This is a genomic window from Herbaspirillum sp. CAH-3 (assembly GCF_009668275.1).
In the GTDB taxonomy this organism is placed as follows: Bacteria; Pseudomonadota; Gammaproteobacteria; order Burkholderiales; family Burkholderiaceae_D; genus Herbaspirillum; species Herbaspirillum aquaticum.
The window spans coordinates 26,402-42,232 of the sequence record NZ_VSWE01000029.1 but is presented as its reverse complement, the minus strand read 5'-3'; the positions used below and the strand labels follow the sequence as shown (position 1 = coordinate 42,232).

The 15,831-nt window shown below is 66.8% G+C and carries 14 protein-coding genes and 1 riboswitch; all 14 genes read left to right on the top strand.

Annotation, left to right across the window (positions count from 1 at the left end):
• Nucleotides 1-257, top strand: a 257-nt coding sequence (locus tag FYB76_RS26940; RefSeq protein ID WP_229297103.1) for a hypothetical protein, incomplete at its 5' end; no start/stop codon positions are given.
• Nucleotides 258-607: 350 nt separating this feature from the next.
• Nucleotides 608-1,291 (top strand): hypothetical protein, encoded by a 684-nt coding sequence (locus tag FYB76_RS25545; RefSeq protein ID WP_284075860.1) that lies wholly within the window; start codon nucleotides 608-610, stop codon nucleotides 1,289-1,291.
• 118 nt (nucleotides 1,292-1,409) lie between these two features.
• Entirely contained in the window at nucleotides 1,410-2,036 is a 627-nt protein-coding gene (locus tag FYB76_RS25540) for a hypothetical protein (RefSeq protein ID WP_154135478.1), read from the top strand.
• 74 nt (nucleotides 2,037-2,110) lie between these two features.
• A riboswitch (cobalamin riboswitch) is annotated at nucleotides 2,111-2,340 on the top strand.
• A gap of 140 nt (nucleotides 2,341-2,480) precedes the next feature.
• Entirely contained in the window at nucleotides 2,481-2,696 is a 216-nt protein-coding gene (locus tag FYB76_RS25535) for a CbtB domain-containing protein (protein WP_088753555.1), read from the top strand.
• A gap of 10 nt (nucleotides 2,697-2,706) precedes the next feature.
• Nucleotides 2,707-3,459: a CbtA family protein gene (locus FYB76_RS25530; protein WP_154135477.1), complete on the top strand. Its 753-nt coding sequence runs from the start codon at nucleotides 2,707-2,709 to the stop codon at nucleotides 3,457-3,459.
• Nucleotides 3,460-3,532: 73 nt separating this feature from the next.
• Nucleotides 3,533-3,874 (top strand): ferredoxin, encoded by a 342-nt coding sequence (locus FYB76_RS25525; RefSeq protein ID WP_195724721.1) that lies wholly within the window; start codon nucleotides 3,533-3,535, stop codon nucleotides 3,872-3,874.
• Between the two features lie 4 nt (nucleotides 3,875-3,878).
• Entirely contained in the window at nucleotides 3,879-8,006 is a 4,128-nt protein-coding gene (locus tag FYB76_RS25520; protein WP_370516422.1) for a cobaltochelatase subunit CobN, read from the top strand.
• Nucleotides 8,003-9,997 carry a putative cobaltochelatase gene (locus FYB76_RS25515; RefSeq protein WP_154135475.1) on the top strand — a complete coding sequence of 665 codons (1,995 nt, stop codon included), beginning with the start codon at nucleotides 8,003-8,005 and terminating at the stop codon, nucleotides 9,995-9,997. The genes FYB76_RS25520 and FYB76_RS25515 overlap by 4 nt, the downstream gene beginning before the upstream one ends.
• Before the next feature lie 13 nt (nucleotides 9,998-10,010).
• Nucleotides 10,011-10,736 (top strand): cobalt-precorrin-7 (C(5))-methyltransferase, encoded by a 726-nt coding sequence (locus FYB76_RS25510; RefSeq protein ID WP_154135474.1) that lies wholly within the window; start codon nucleotides 10,011-10,013, stop codon nucleotides 10,734-10,736.
• Complete coding sequence (locus FYB76_RS25505) at nucleotides 10,733-12,304, top strand: precorrin-8X methylmutase (RefSeq protein WP_154135473.1); 1,572 nt, start codon at nucleotides 10,733-10,735, stop codon at nucleotides 12,302-12,304. The genes FYB76_RS25510 and FYB76_RS25505 overlap by 4 nt, the downstream gene beginning before the upstream one ends.
• Complete coding sequence (gene cbiD / locus FYB76_RS25500) at nucleotides 12,304-13,494, top strand: cobalt-precorrin-5B (C(1))-methyltransferase CbiD (RefSeq protein ID WP_154135472.1); 1,191 nt, start codon at nucleotides 12,304-12,306, stop codon at nucleotides 13,492-13,494. The genes FYB76_RS25505 and cbiD overlap by 1 nt, the downstream gene beginning before the upstream one ends.
• A complete protein-coding gene (cobI, locus tag FYB76_RS25495; protein ID WP_154135471.1) occupies nucleotides 13,491-14,249 on the top strand; it encodes a precorrin-2 C(20)-methyltransferase in 759 nt (252 codons plus the stop codon). Before cbiD ends, cobI begins: the two co-directional genes overlap by 4 nt.
• The gene (cobM, locus tag FYB76_RS25490) at nucleotides 14,246-15,022 is read left to right on the top strand and encodes a precorrin-4 C(11)-methyltransferase (protein WP_154135470.1); all 777 of its coding nucleotides are present in this window, start codon (nucleotides 14,246-14,248) and stop codon (nucleotides 15,020-15,022) included. Before cobI ends, cobM begins: the two co-directional genes overlap by 4 nt.
• Complete coding sequence (locus FYB76_RS25485) at nucleotides 15,019-15,822, top strand: cobalamin biosynthesis protein (protein WP_154135469.1); 804 nt, start codon at nucleotides 15,019-15,021, stop codon at nucleotides 15,820-15,822. Before cobM ends, FYB76_RS25485 begins: the two co-directional genes overlap by 4 nt.
• The last annotated feature ends 9 nt before the right edge of the window (nucleotides 15,823-15,831 follow it).

Below are 15,831 nucleotides of genomic sequence, written 5' to 3'. Positions count from 1 at the left end.
GGATCCCACCCCGCCGCAGGATCCCATCCCGCATCAGAACCCGATGGCCGGCCAGCGCTGAGGCGCGCGGCTTTCCATTGATCCCGATTGCCATCGCGCAGGAGGCCCGTTTGAACCAGTCCTTGCATACCCCGCAGGAAATACCGCCCGTCAACGAACCCAACATGCCGCCGCCAACGCTGCCCGAAGATGAACCGGTGCCGGTGGAGGATCCGCCGGCCAGTCCTGTGCCGACGGACAAGCCGCTGCGGATGTAAGCAGGTTGCGGCCCCGCAGGCTTGCCTTGCCTGATGGCTACATGCCCAGCCCATGCTGCGCGTGTAGCCATTTTCTTCATCTCTGAAAAACTGCCTTTTCTTACCGCCCGCATTTCTCGTGGCCCAGCGCCGCGCTGCCAGCTTTTTCCTTCATTTCAGCATCAAACCTGCCTTCTCCAGCGCGGGTTCGGCCGGAAAACCTCGCCCCAATCTCCTCTGCTGATTGAGACTTTTCCGGTTCAACTCCGCTTGCATTTGTGGAACCATTCGGTTTTTTTGGCCGCAGTAGGTCGATGGAGCCAGTCCCGCCCGGGCCTCCATCCCGCTGTGGTCGAACAAGGAGTGGCGCCGTGTTCCCCTATCCCCCGCAGCCTTCCGGTTTTCCGCCCGCGCGCCGTCCTGTGGTGCAGGCGGCGCTGCCTCTTTTCGTGCTGGTGCGGCATGGGGCCGGCAGCGCCTGGCCGCAGCAGGTCTTGTGCGAACCCGTGACCAGCGGGGAGGCCGCAGGCACCGATGCCATGGTGCTCTATTTTTCTCCCCTGGAAGCCAGTATCGACGCGCTCTGGCAGGACTTGCCGCCGGAGCGCTACCAGGTTCTCCCGGTCTCGGCCTTTACGCCCGATGACCTGCTGAGGCGCCACCACGGACGCCTGCCGGTCTGCCTGCACCTGGCCTGGGGCGCGCAGGACGGCTGCCTGGCGGTACGCGCGCAGGGCGGCCCGGTGCGGATTTCGTCAGCCAGCGTGGCCCAGGTGTCTGCAATGACGGACACCATCCCGCTGGCCATCAGCCACGCCGAACTGGCCGGATATGCCCGGCTCTGGGAGGATGCCGGGCTCTTCGCCCATAGCGAGACCCATGCCCGCCTGCTCGCCTTGTCCCCGCAGGAACGCCATCGCCACGCCGAGCGCGCCCTGATGCGCATACCGGGCAAGGCGCTCCCCGGGCAACAGATCAACCAGCTGGCGCTGTACGACGCCGAATCGGCGCAATGGCACTTCATCGCGCTGGATCTGCTTGCCGGGCAGGACTGACTTCCTGCCGTGCATTGAGAGTTTTCTGATATTCACGGCCTGCTCCTTCTGCAACCATGGCTGACAAGTGTGTCGCCACGCCGCCGTCCTGACCCGTCGTCCGTAGAAGGAGCTCTCCATGATTCGCTTCCTTGCCCTTGCCTCTGCCTGGAAAGCAAGCGCATTGCGCTGCCTGCCGCTGGTGCTGCTCTTTGTCTGTTTCGCGGCATTGCCGGGTTCACCCGAGCCGCCGGAAGAGGTGTTGGACAGCTGCCTGGCGGTCGACCGGATTCCCCTGAGTGCGGTCAGCATCGATCCCGTGGCGGGGCGGGTGGAGGTCATGGAAGGCGGCCCCGCTTCACCTTACCGGCTGTATCTGCCCGATGGCGACAACCGCACGCTGCGTATCGGCTATGCCAGCGGCAAGCCGCCCGGCCGTGATTACCTCTTCGTGAACTCGCACCGCGGCTACCTCGACCGTGCCATCGGGCTGGCGCCGGACGCCCCAGCCCGGCTGGAGCGCCCGCAAAAAGCCTCCTTTGCCATGCTGGGCTACTTGGGCGAGCGCTACCTCTGCCTGATGGAAATGCACGGGCAGGGCAGCCGCAATCGGAAACGCTCGGCCTATGTGGCCCGCATTCCCATGCGCATGGGCGTGGAAATGAGCCTCTACTACAAGCTGGCGACTTTGCCGGCCTCGCCACAGCTGCCTGCTTTGCCATCCCCTTCGTCCTCTTCGCCGGCGCCGGCCGCGTTGCCACGCTGAGGGCGCTTGCGGCTGACTGCCTTTCATACGTGACAATGCAGGTTGCCCAAGCCTGCCCCCGCCTTTATACTTCGCCCCTTAGCATTGCTTCTGGTATCCCGTGCGCAGCCGCGCCCGGGATTGAAACGGGAAGCCGGTGCGGCCGGTGCCACAGCATCGTGCCAAAGCCGGCGCTGCCCCCGCAACGGTAAGCGAGGAAGGACACGCACTACGCCACTGTGCCCCGCGCATGGGAAGGCGCCTGTCCCGAAGCCCAGGCTTCCCCTCGCCAGCCCGGAGACCGGCCCGAAGCAAGTTCTTGAATGCATCGCGGAGGGCGATCATGCGGAAAGCTTCCATCATTTCCCGCTGGTGTGAACCGGCGCCGTCAGCCGACGGCGGGATCGTGCTTGGGCGCTTGCCGTGTGGTTTCCTTCGTTTCATCCACCCGTCCAAGGAAATCGCATGTCCACTCCCTCCGGCCTCAATGCCCGTCACACCGCTGATTCTTCCTCTTCCAGCCACACCGGCAGCCAGGTCTGGCGCGACCGCATTGCGCCCTCGCTGCTGGCCTTCGCGCTGGGCGTGGCGCTGATCTACGGGGCCGGCTTCGCCTCCAAGGTGGAGCTGCACAATGCCGCCCATGACGGCCGCCACTCGGCCGGTTTCCCCTGCCACTGAGGAGCGGACGATGAACTGGACCGTATTCCGGCGCATGGCGTCGGCAGTGGTGGTGGCAGGCGCCTTGTCGGGCGTGCTGCTGTCGGGCGTGCAGCAATTCCAGGTCGAAAAGATCATCCTCAAGGCCGAGGAATATGAAAAGGCCGGCGAATCTGCGGCCCCGGCAGCCGATGACCATGCCCACGAGCCGGGTGCACCGGCGGCTGCACACGAGCACACCCACGCCAACGCGCATGAGCACGAACACGCGCATGACGCCAATGCCTGGGAGCCGGCTGACGGCGCCGAGCGCACCGGCTATACCGTGCTGGCCAACGTGAGCATGGCGGTCGGTTTCGCCCTGATGCTGGTGGCGGCCTTTGCCCTGAGCGGACGCCGCATCACCTGGCGCAGCGGCCTGCTGTGGGGCCTGGCCGGCTATGGTGTGTTTTTCGTCGCGCCCTCGCTGGGCCTGCCGCCGGAAGTGCCGGGTACCTTGGCCGCGCCGCTGCAGGCGCGCCAGCTGTGGTGGGTGATGACGGCGGTAGCGACGGCGGCCAGCCTGGGCTTGTTCGTCTTCACCCGTGGCTGGCCGTGGAAGCTGGTGGGCGTACTGCTGCTGGTGGCGCCGCACTTCATCGGCGCGCCCCAGCCGGAAGTCCACGGCAGCGTGGCCCCGGAAGAGCTGGCACAGGCCTTCATCCGCGCCACCGCAGCAGCCAATGCCGTGTTCTGGCTGGCCCTGGGCGGGCTGACCGGTTTCTTCTATCGCCGTTTCGCCTGATTGGCGGGTCTGGCGGGCCCAGGCGGGCCCCTGTCCGGCGTTGCGGCGCCGGGGAAAGCAAAGCATCAAAGCCATGAGAACTCATCATCGTCACGTGCTCATGTGCGTGGGTCCGCGTTGTACCGAAAACGGCGTGCTGGCCGAAGCCATGTTCGGCGTGCTGGGCGAACAGATCGACGCCCGTCCCGAGCTGCGCGTCAAGCGTACCCGCACCCACTGCATGGTGGCCTGCAAGGCGCAGGCGCCGGTGGTGGTGGTCTATCCCGAGGGCGTGTGGTATCGCTGCGCGGATGCCGCCGCCATCGAGCGCGTGGTGGTGGAGCACCTGGAAGGCGGGCGCGAAGTGAGTGACCTGGTCTTCCATCGGCTGGGGAGCGGCGACGTACTGCCGGAAGCGGAGGTCACCGATGCATGAATCCATGGCCCGTATCGTCCTGCTGACGCACGCCCCGACCGACCTGGCGCTGCTGGCCGCGGCACGCGCGCAGCTGCCGGCGGATTTTCCCACCGTGGCGGGATACGACCTGCAAGCCCTGCAATCGGGCAGCGATGAGCAGGGCCAGCCGCTGCGCACGCTGGCCACACTGCTGCGCGCGGAGCTGGCCAGCGCGCAGGTGATCGTGCTGCGGGTACTCGGACGGCTGGGGGCAGTGGCCGGTTTTCCTGAATTGCTGCGGGCCGCGCGCGCCGAAGGGCGGCACCTGATCGTGCTCTCCGGCACCGGCGAGCCCGATGCCGAACTGGCCGCGGCTTCCACTGCCGCACCGGATGTGCAACAGCAGGCGCTGGCGTATTTCAACGGCGGCGGCAGCGTCAACCTGGCGCAGCTGCTGCGCTGCCTGTCCGACCGCCTGCTGCTCAGTGGCTACGGCTACGAGCCCGCGCAAGCCTTGCCCGAACACGGCCTCTACCATCCCGACCTGGAACAGGATGCCGGCCTCGACGACTGGCTGGCCCTGCGTGCGCAGGCCCCGGCGGGCAAGCCGGCGGTGGGCATCATCTTTTACCGGGCGCACTGGCTCTCGGGCAATACCGCCTTCATCGATGCGTTGGTAGCGGCACTGGAGGCGCGCGGCATGGATGTGCTGCCGGTCTTCACGTCCTCGCTGCGCGTGTCGGCCAGCACTGGCGCGGCCTTGCCCCCGGCGCTGGCGTATTTCGCCGAGGGCCGGGTCGATCTCATCATCAACACCACCAGCTTCGCCATGGGCGAGATCACGGCTGGCGGCGTTACACCCGCAGGCTGGTCGGTCTCGGTGCTGGAGCAGCTCGACAGGCCGGTGCTGCAGGCCATCACCAGCGGCATGACGCTGGACCAGTGGCAGCATTCCACGCGCGGCATGAATCCGCTGGATGCGGCCATGAACGTGGTCCTGCCCGAATTCGACGGCCGCGTCATCGGTGTGCCGCTATCCTTCAAGCACACCAGCCAAGCCGGCGTGGTGCAGTACCAGGCCCTGCCGGACCGTGTGCGCCGCATCGCCGGGCTGGCGCAGCGCCTGGTGCGCCTGCGCTGCACGCCCAATGCGCAAAAGCGCATCGCCTTCATCTTCACCAATTCCAGCAGCAAGGCCGCACAGATCGGCAATGCCGTGGGACTGGATGCGCCCGAGTCGCTCATGGCCGTGCTGCGCGCGCTGGCGGCCGATGGCTACGGCATCGGCGACCTGCCCGACACCGGCACGGCGCTGATCCACGAGCTGGTGGATCGTTGCTCCTACGACGACATCCTGCTCACCGAAGACCAGCTGCGCCGTGCTGCCGCACGCATCCCGGCGGCGCGCTATGCGCAATGGTTCGACGCCTTGCCGGTTGCCTTGCAGGCCAGGATGCAGCGCCAGTGGGGCGCCGCACCTGGTGAGGCTTACGTGCACGACCAGCACCTGGTCATCGCCGGCCTCGACCTGGGCAACGCCTTCGTGGCGCTGCAACCGCCGCGCGGCTACGGCATGGACCCGGACGCCATCTACCACCAGCCCGACCTGCCGCCCACGCATCACTACTACGCGCTGTACCGCTGGCTGGATGAAGAATGGGGCGCGGATGCCATCGTCCACGTCGGCAAGCACGGCACCCTGGAGTGGCTGCCGGGCAAGGGCGTGGGCCTGTCTGAAGAATGCTTCCCGGATGCCTTGCTGGGCGACGTGCCGCTGTTCTATCCCTTCATCATCAACGATCCCGGCGAAGGTTCGCAGGCCAAGCGCCGCGCCCATGCCGTGGTGGTGGACCACCTGACACCGCCCATGACGACCGCCGACAGCTACGGCGCGCTGGCGCAGCTGACGCAGCTGGTGGACGAGTATTACCAGGTCGAGGTGCTCGATCCCGCCAAGCTGCCGCTGTTGCAGCAGCAGATCTGGGAGCTGGTGCGGCAGACCAATCTGGATACGGACCTGCAATACAAGCTGCTGCATCATGACCACGATCATGACCATGGGCACGGTCACGGTCACGACCACGCGCATCACCATCATCACGGCCATCATCATCACGATGACCATCATCACCATCACGGTCACGACCATGACCACGCGCACGACGACGGCGCGCTGCCGCACGCCCTGAGCGAACTGGATGGTGCCGGTGTGGCCCACCTGATCGAGGATCTCGACGGCTACCTGTGCGAACTGGGCGCAGCCCAGATCCGTGACGGCCTGCACATCCTCGGCCGCATGCCCGATACGCAGCAGCTGCCGGACATGCTGGTAGCCCTCACGCGCCTGCCCAACCAGGACCTGCCGGGCCTGCAGGAGGAAGTGGCGCGGCTCTTCGGCCTGTCGCTGGACATGCTGCTGGAGCACAAGGGCCGCCGCCTCAACATCGACGATGCGCTGTCCCGCACGGCCGGACGCGCCATCGTCACCCGCGCCGATGCGCTGGAGGCCATCGATGCGCTGTGCCTGTCGCTGATGCAGGCCCTGCAGCAGCAAGGCTTTGCGGTGCAGGCCATCGAGGGCGTCATCCAGACCTTGTTCGCCCCGCTGTTCAATGCTCCCAACGAAGAAAAGCCGCGCCTGCAACCCACGCAGCAGAAAAGCGCAGGCAGCGTTCTGGGTGGCATGCGCGCCATGGCGCGACCGGCCGCACCGCTCAAGCGCGCAGTACCGGCCGCTTCCATCAAGGCCACCGACACCAGCGCCGTGCGCCGCATCCTGGCCTTCGCCTGCGAGCAGCTGGTGCCGCGCCTGCAGCGTACCGAGGAGGAAATCAGCAACCTGCTCAACGGCCTGCGCGGTGGCTACATTCCGGCCGGACCCAGCGGATCGCCCACACGCGGCATGGCCCATATCCTGCCGACGGGACGCAATTTCTACTCGGTCGATCCGCGCAGCGTGCCCTCGCAATCGGCCTGGCGCGTGGGCCAGCAACTGGCGCGCGAAGTGCTGGAGCGCCATCACCGCGAGAGCGGTGACTATCCCGAGAGCGTGGCCATCAGCATCTGGGGCACCAGCGCCATGCGTACCCATGGCGACGATGTGGCGCAGATCCTGTCATTGATGGGCGCGCAGCCGGTCTGGCGCGAGGGCAACCGGCAGGTGGCCGGGGTCGAGCTGATCCCGCTGGATCAGCTGCAGCGTCCGCGCATTGACGTGACCACGCGCATCAGCGGCTTCTTCCGCGATGCCTTCCCGCAGTTGATCGAACTCATCGACGATGCCGTCCAGCTTGCCATCGCCGCGGATGAGCCCGAACACCTGAACTTCGTACGCAAGCACTACCTGCGCGATCTGCAGGAGGCCATGCAGGGCGGACTGGGCCAGGCCGAGGCGGCTGCACAGGCGTCTTATCGCGTCTTCGGCGCCAAGCCGGGCAGCTATGGCGCAGGCATCCTGCCCCTGATCCAGGAAAAGAACTGGCAGGACCAAGCCGACTTCGCCGAGGCCTACATCAACTGGGGCGGCTATGCCTACGGCCGCAAGGTGCAGGGTGCGGACCAGCGCGAGGCCTTCCGCCAGCGTCTCTCTGGCGTGCAGGTGGCCTTGCACAACCAGGACAACCGCGAACACGACATCTTCGACAGCGATGACTACCTGCAGTATCACGGCGGCATGATCGCCACCATTCGCGCCTTGTCGGGCCAGCAGCCGCGCCATTATTTCGGCGACAGCCACGACCCGCAGCGCGCCGCCGTGCGCGACCTGAAGGAAGAAACCCTGCGCGTCTTCCGCGCCCGCGTGGTCAATCCCAAGTGGCTGGCCAGCATCCGCCGCCACGGCTACAAGGGCGGATTGGAACTGACGGCCACCGTCGATTACCTGTTCGGCTACGATGCCACCGCGCAAGTGATGGAAGACTGGATGTACCAGCAATTGGCCGAAACCTACGGTTTCGATCCGGCCATGCGCGAGTTCCTGGAACAGGCCAACCCCTGGGCCCAGAACGCCATCGCCGAGCGCCTGCTGGAAGCCGCCAGCCGGGGCATGTGGCAGACACCTGCAGTACAGACCATCGAACAGTTGCGCTCACTGTACCTGCACAGTGAAGCCCTGCTGGAAGCGCGCGGTGAAACCGTGCGCGGCAGTGAACATACCAAGGACATGCAATGACGGCGCTCCATGCCTATCCCTTCGCGGCCATCGTCGGCCAGCCGCTGCTGAAGCAGGCGCTGCTGCTGTGTGCAGTCGATCCCGGCATCGGCGGCGTGCTGGTGCGTGGCGACAAGGGCACGGCCAAGAGTACCGCCGCCCGTGGCCTGACCCAGGTACTGCCACCGATTACCCTGAACGAGGGCTGCGCTTTCCATTGCGCGCCGGGCCAGCCAGCCAGTGCCTGTACAGTTTGCAATACAGACCCGGTACAGCGCCAGGACACCGTCCCCTTCGTGACCTTGCCACTGGGCGCCACCGAAGACCGCGTACTCGGTTCGCTCGACCTGCAGCAGGCGCTGCAAGGTGGCCAGCGCGCATTCCAGCCGGGCCTGCTGGCGGCGGCGCATCGCGGCATCCTCTACATCGATGAAGTCAACCTGTTGGCCGATCACCTGGTCGATGTGCTGCTGGACGTGGCCGCCATGGGCGTGAACTCGGTCCAGCGCGAGGGCATCTCCATCAGCCATCCCGCGCGCTTCACGCTGATCGGCACCATGAACCTGGAAGAGGGCGATCTGCGGCCGCAATTGCTGGACCGCTTCGGTCTCATGGTGGAGGTGAGCGCACCCACCGACAAGACCGTGCGCGCCGAGGTGGTCCGTCGCCGTATCGCCTTCGAGACCGATCCTGCCGCCTTCGGGCAGCGCTGGCAGCCGCAACAGGATGACTTGCGCGCGCAGGTGGCCGAGGCCCAGCGCCTGCTGCCGGAGGTGGTGCTGGACGATGCCATGCTGGAGCTGATCAGCCATCTCTGCTGCGAATTCGAGGTGGCCAGCCTGCGTGCCGACATCGTCATGCACAAGACCGCGCGCGCCATCGCCGCCTTGCAGGCGCGCACGCAGGTCACGCCGGATGATGTGCGCGAAGCGGCCTTGCTGGTGCTGCCGCATCGCCGCCGCCGCAAGCCCTTCGAGCAGACCGGCATGGATGAGGACAAGCTGGACGACCTGGTTGACCAGGCGCGCCAGCCAGAGCCGCCGCAGCCGCAAGACGCGCACGACGACGCCCCGGGTGAGCAAGCCACAGGGTCGCCATCTTCAGATGAGCCTCAGCAGGAGCAAGAGCAGGAGCACGAACAGGAAGGTGAGGGCGGGCAACAGACCTTCGCCGTTGCGGCAGCAGGTACGGCCCGCGCGATCAGCGTGGCCGCCACGCCGCAGTCTGCGCCCCATACCGCCAGCGGCCGCCGCAGTGCAGTCGCTGATGCCAACCGGGGCAGCGCCGTGCGAGCCGTCCCCGACGTGAATCCCGACCGCTTGGCCATCGGTGCCACCCTGCGCAGTGCCGCCGTGCGCGGCGCGCTGGCGGGTGAGGCTGGCGGGCCACTGACGGTTACGCGCGATGACCTGCACCGCCAGGTCCGCAGCGGGCGCGGTGCCAACCTGATCGTCTTCGTGGTCGATGCCTCCGGCTCCATGGCCGCGCAACGGCGCATGGAAGCGGTCAAGGGGGCGGTGCTCGCGCTGCTGACCGATGCTTATCAGCGCCGTGATCAACTGGCCGTGATCGCCTTCCGTGGCGAGCAGGCGCAATTGCTGCTGGCTCCCACGCGCAGTGCCGACCTGGCCGAGCAGGGCTTGCGCGAACTGCCGACCGGCGGCCGCACGCCGTTGCCGCATGCCCTGCAACTGGCAGCGCAAGTGCTGCAACAGGCGGCGCAACACACTGCGCAGCAAGCACCGCCGCTGCTGGTGATCCTCTCCGACGGCAAGGCCAACGTCAGCCTGCCCGGCAGCAGCGGCGACCCCTGGAGCGAAACCCTGCAAGCCGCACAGACGCTGGCCGCACAGGGTGTGCCGGCGCTGGTGCTTGACACCGAAGCCGGCTACCTGCGCCTGGGCCGTGCAGCCCAATTGGCCGAGGCGCTGGGTGCGCCTTGCCTGACCCTCGAACAACTGACCGGCGACGCCCTGGCGTTGACCGTGCGTGCGCAACTGGGCGCGCGCTGAACAAGGAACACACATGATCATCTGCATCGGTGCCGGACCCGGCGACCATTCCTACCTGACCCTGCGCGGCGCGGACTTGATCCGCAATGCCGACGTCGTGGCCGGCTTCAACGCTGTGGTCGATGTGGTCAAGGACCTCATCCCCGCCAGCGCCCAGGTCGTGCTGATGGGTTACCGCGACCAGGTCGCCAAGCTCGACGAAGTCGCGGCCCTGCATCACGCAGGCAAGCGCTGCGTGGTGGTGTTCATGGGCGATATCCACTTCAGTGGTTTCCAGTACCTGGAGCGCGTGGAGCGCGCCTGCGGCCATCGCGTGGAAACCCTGCCGGGCATTTCCTCGGCGCAGATCCTCGCGTCCAAGGCGCGCGTGTGCTTTGATGAAACTACCTTCATCACCTTCCACCGGCGCGGCGACCTGGAGCCCTTCAAGCGCCACCTGGTGAACGTATTGAACGATGGGCGCAATGCCATCGTCATCCCTTGTCCGTGGGATGCGGCGCGCTCCTTCATGCCGCGCCACATTGCGACTTACCTGCTGCAGCAGGGCGTCAATCCGGACCACCCCACCGAAGTCTGGGAAAACCTGACCCGGGGCGATGCCGAGTGGCACGGCAAGCTCTCCGATTGTGCCGACAAGGAATTCAGCGACATGAGCATCATGCTCATCCGCACCTTGACGCCCATGGACAGCCAGATCGAACCGCCGCCGGAGAAGCTGGCAGCGGGAGCCCCGGCATGAGCGCCGCGCGCCAATCGGCCGTCGTGATCGCCGGCCATGGCAGCCGCGATCCCGATGCCCTGCGAGAATTCGAGGCACTGGTCGCGCTGGTGCGGGAACGCGCGCAAGGCCGCATCGTGCGCCATGGCTACCTGGAATTCGCGGCGCCCACGATTTCGGAAGCGGCCGCTGCCTGCGTGGCCGATGGCGCCACCGAAGTGGCGGTCGTGCCCGGAGTGCTGCTGGGCGCGCGCCACGCCAAGAACGACATGCCGGCCGAACTGCTGGCACTGGCCCGCGATTATCCGCAGGTCGATTTCCATTTCGGCGCGCCCATGGACCTGCACCCGCTGCTGCTGCAACTGGTGCAGCAGCGCGTGGTGGAAGCCGAGGCGGGCTCCGAAGAAATCATCCATCGCCAGGATGCCTGCCTGGTGCTGGTCGGCCGTGGCACCACCGACCCGGACGCCAATGGCGAGATCGCCAAGCTGGCACGCATGGTGCAGGAGGGCATGGGCTTTGGCGGCGTCAAGGTGTGCTTCTCGGGCACGGCCACGCCGCTGGTGCGGGACGGCTTGTCCCAGGCCGCAGGCGAAGGCTGGCAGCGCCTGGTGGTGTTGCCGTTCTTCCTCTTCGATGGCGTGCTGGTCAAGCGCATCTACGCCGCTGCCGATGAACTGGCCCAGCGCGAGCCGGGCGTGGAAGTGCTGAAAGCCGCCTATCTGGGCGTGCATGCGCACGTGGCCGACGTGATGCTGGAGCGCGCCCGCGATGCCGCTGAAGGCCGTGCCGCCATGAACTGCACGCTTTGCAAGTACCGCGTGCAGATCGTCGGTTTCGAACAGCAGGTCGGCGAGCCGCAGCGTGCGCACCACCTGCAGGTGCGCGATCTTTCCGCGCGCGAGCAGCCGGCCACGGCAGGCACGGCGCCTTACGTGCCCCATCCCATCGAAGCCGAAAGCATGGAGATCATCCAGGCCGGACGCGACTGGAGCAGCTTCCCGCCCGAACACCTGACGGTCCTGCAGCGCCTGGTCCATACCAGCGGCGACTTCGCCGTGGCCGATGAAATCTATTTTTCTGCCGGTGCCGTGCAGGCCGGCATGAAGGCCTTGCTGCGTACCAAGCGGGTAGTCACGGATGTGACCATGGTACAGACCGGCCTCAAGCGCGCGGTTCTGGAACAGCTGGGTGTGGAGACCTGGTGCGGCGTGCACGATCCCGAATCGCACCTGATGGCGCAGAACCTGGGCATGACGCGTTCGGCCGCCGGTATCCGCCGCGCCTGGCAGAAGTTCGGCAATGACATGGTGCTGGCCATCGGTGATGCGCCAACGGCCATCACCGAGGCGGTACGCCTGATCCGCGAACATGGCTGGCGGCCGCAGCTGGTGATCGGCTTGCCGGTCGGTTTTGTCGGTACGCGCGAGAGCAAGGACGAACTGCGCCGCTGCCTGCAGGTGCCGCGCATCACCAACAGCGGCACGCGCGGCGGGTCGCCTTGGGCGGCCAGCGTGGTCAATGCACTGATGATCGATGCCATCGCCTGGCTGGTCGCGCAGGAAGCGCAGAGCGAAGGCGTGCAGTGATGGAGACCGGCGGCGAGCTGCGGCGTGCCGAGTACGACCTGTCCGTGCTCGCGCCCAATGGCCTGCGGCGCGGACGCAGTACCGGCAGCTGCGCCACGGCTGCGGTGCGTGCGGCCTTGTATCGTTTGCTGGCCGGCGTGACGGTGCAGCAGACCGAAGTGAGCCTGCCGGATGGCCTGCATTATCTGTGCGTGCCGATCCGGTCCGTGAGCATGATCGATGACGATACCGCGCAGGCGGAAGTGCTCAAGGACGGCGGCGATGATCCCGACAACACGCATGGCGCCACGATCTTCGCCCAGGTCCGGCGCAATGGCACGGGCGAGATCCGCTTCTTCGCCGGGGAGGGGGTAGGCACGGCGACCATGCCGGGCCTGCGCGTAGCGGTTGGCGAGCCGGCCATCAACCCGGTGCCGCGCGCCATGATGCGGGCGGCCGTGGCCGAGGTGCTGGCGGAGGTGCAGCCGGAGGCAAGCGCTGGTGGATTCGACCTCACCATCGGTTGTCGTGAAGGCCTCGCCATCGCGCCCAAGACCTTCAACCCCAAGCTGGGCATCGTCGGCGGCATTTCCATCCTGGGGACCTCGGGCATTGTGGAGCCGATGTCGATGGCGTCCTGGATCGCCTCCATCGAGGTCTACATCCGCGTGGCCCTGGCGGCCTGTGCGCCGGGCGATGCGGTGGCCTACCTGCCGGGCAAGATCGGCCGCGTGTTCGTGGCACAGACGCTGGGCCTGCCCGACAAGCGCAGCGTGCAGATCGCCAATTTCCTCGGGGATGCGCTGGACTTCACGCAACAGGCACTGGCCGAGGAAGCCCGCACGCTGCCGCTGCTGTGGCTGGCGGGGCATCCGGGCAAACTGGCCAAGGTGCTGGATGGGGTGTGGGATACGCACTCCAGCAAGAGCAACATGGCCATGCAGGGCGTGGCCCGCGTGGCCGAAGAGATGAACGCGGCCGGGCAGGGCGTCTTGTTTGACGCCGCCCTGCTGCAGCAGATGAAGGAAGCCAATACGGTGGAAGCAATCATAGAACTGGTGCGCCAGCAGGATGCCGCGTTGTCGCGCCGCCTCTGGTGCGAGATCGAAGCCCGCATTGCGGCGCTCACCCATGCGCGCGTGCCGGCGGTCCAACGCATTGCAGTACGCTTGTTCGACCTGGACGGACAGCAGCTGGGAGAGGGTGCATGAGCGGACGTCTCACGGGCATCGGCGTAGGCCCCGGTCCGGCCGGCTACCTGCCGCTGGTGGCGCTGGCTGCGCTGCGCTCGGCCGATGTGATCTACATTCCGCGTGCGCGCGGCGCCGAGCTGTCGGTGGCCCTGCAATGCCTGGAGGGCGTGGAGTTCGATCGCAGCCGCCTGTGCGAGATCGAGTTCAACATGGACCCGGACCGCCAGGTCCTGCAGGAACATTACGCGCAACTGGGCCAGCAGTTGGCGGCGCAATTGCGTGAAGGCCTGCAGGTGGTGTATCTCACCATCGGTGATGCGCTGACCTATTCGACCTACGGCTATGTGCTGGCGGCCGTGCGTGACCTGTATCCCGAGTGCGACTGCGTGACGCTGCCCGGCATCACCAGCTATGCCGCTGCGGCCGCCGCCCTGGAGTGGCCGCTGGGCGTGGGCAAGGAGCGCACGCTGATCCTGCCCTGTCCCGAAGACGCCGCCACGCTGCGCGCCGAGATCGAAGGGCATGACATCGTCGTATTGATGAAGGTCGGCGCACGCCTGCCCTGGGTGCTGGCCTTGCTGCGGGAGATGGGCATTGCGCAGCACTGCGGCTTTGCGCGCCGCATCGGGCTGGAAGGCGAAGTGCTGGCCAGTGACCTGACCGCATTGGATGCGGCAGAAGCCAGTGGCTACCTGGCCGTGCTGCTGATCCGCAAGACGGCCCAGGCACAGCGCCATCGCGCGCCCCACGAGAATTCGAAAGGAAATGCATGAAAGTTTATTTCGTCGGTGCCGGCCCCGGTGCGGCCGACCTCATCACCCTGCGCGGTGCGCGCCTGCTGGGCCAGGTGCGCATGGTGCTGTATGCCGGCTCGCTGGTGCCGACCGCCTTGCTGGAACATTGCCACCCCGAGGCCGAGATCATCGATACGGCGGCGCTCGATCTGGAGCAGCAGCAAGCTTGCTACGTGCGTGCGCACGAAGCGGGCATCGACGTGGTGCGCCTGCATTCGGGCGACCCGGCCATCTACGGTGCGACGGCCGAACAGATGCGCCGGCTCGATGCACTGGGCATTGCCTATGAAGTGGTGCCGGGCGTATCCTCCTTCACCGCCGCGGCAGCGGCAGTCTCGGCCGAACTGACCAAGCCCGAAGTGTCGCAGAGCGTGATCCTGACGCGGGTGTCGGGACGAGCGTCGGCGGTGCCGGAATCGGAATCGATCGCCTCGCTGGCGGCGCATCGCGCCACCATGTGCATCTTCCTCTCCGGCCCGCACTTGAAGAAGATCGTCAACGACCTGCTGCTGCACTATCCGTCGGACACGCCCGTGACCCTGGTCTATCGTGCGACATGGCCGGAGCAGCGCATTTACCAGGGCTCGCTCGACAAGGTGCTGGAAGAGAACAAGCGTGGTGAGTGGAACCTGACCACCATGATGCTGGTCGGTGCCGCCCTGGACAAGGAGCAGGTCGCCGAGTCCAGTCTTTATTCCAAGGACTTCACGCACCTCTTCCGCGTGGTCAAGAAGAACAAGGACGCCGCATGAACCCGCCCGTCGCCCCGGCTGAACTTGGCCTGTGGCCGGTGCGCGTCGAGGCGGCGGCGCTGGCCCTGCACCTGCAGGACCAGTTGGGCGGCGAGCTGTATCAGCCGTGGCTGCAGGCCGAGGGCGGGTTGTCGCAGCGCCAGCAGTTTGCGCTGGCCTATCGCCGTCATCGTCAATGGATCATGATCGGCGCCAGCGGCATCGCCGTGCGCTTCCTGGACGGCCTGCCGCAGGACAAGCACAGCGATCCGGCGCTGGTGGTGGTCGATGAGGCGGCGCGCTTTGCCATCGCCTTGCTGGCCGGTCATGAGGGCGGGGCCAACGGCCTGGCCTATCGCGTGGCCCAGGTGAGCGGGGCGCAGCCGGTGGTGACGACTGCCACTGAAACGGTCAAGCCGCTGGTGCTGGGCATCGGATGCCGCAAGCTGGCCTCGGCGCAGCAGATCTCCCATGCGGTGACACAGGCGCTGGACCTGTGCCCCGGCACGTCACTGGCAAAGGTGCGGGAAGTAGCCACCATCGACATCAAGGCGCAAGAGCCGGGCCTGCTGGCGTTTTGCGCCACCCACGATCTGCCGCTGCGCGTGATTGCCCGCGAGCAGATCGCCCAGCGTGCCTGGGTCGGCAAGCCCTCGGCGTGGGTGCGCCAGAATGTCGGCGTGGATGGCGTCTGCGAACCGGCGGCCTTGATCGCCAGTCCGCGTGGCCGGCTGTTGCTGGGCAAGACGGCACTGGATGGGGTGACCGTGGCCGTGGTGGACGATGCCGATGCCTGGCGGATATTCAAAGACAAGCAGTAAAACATGGAA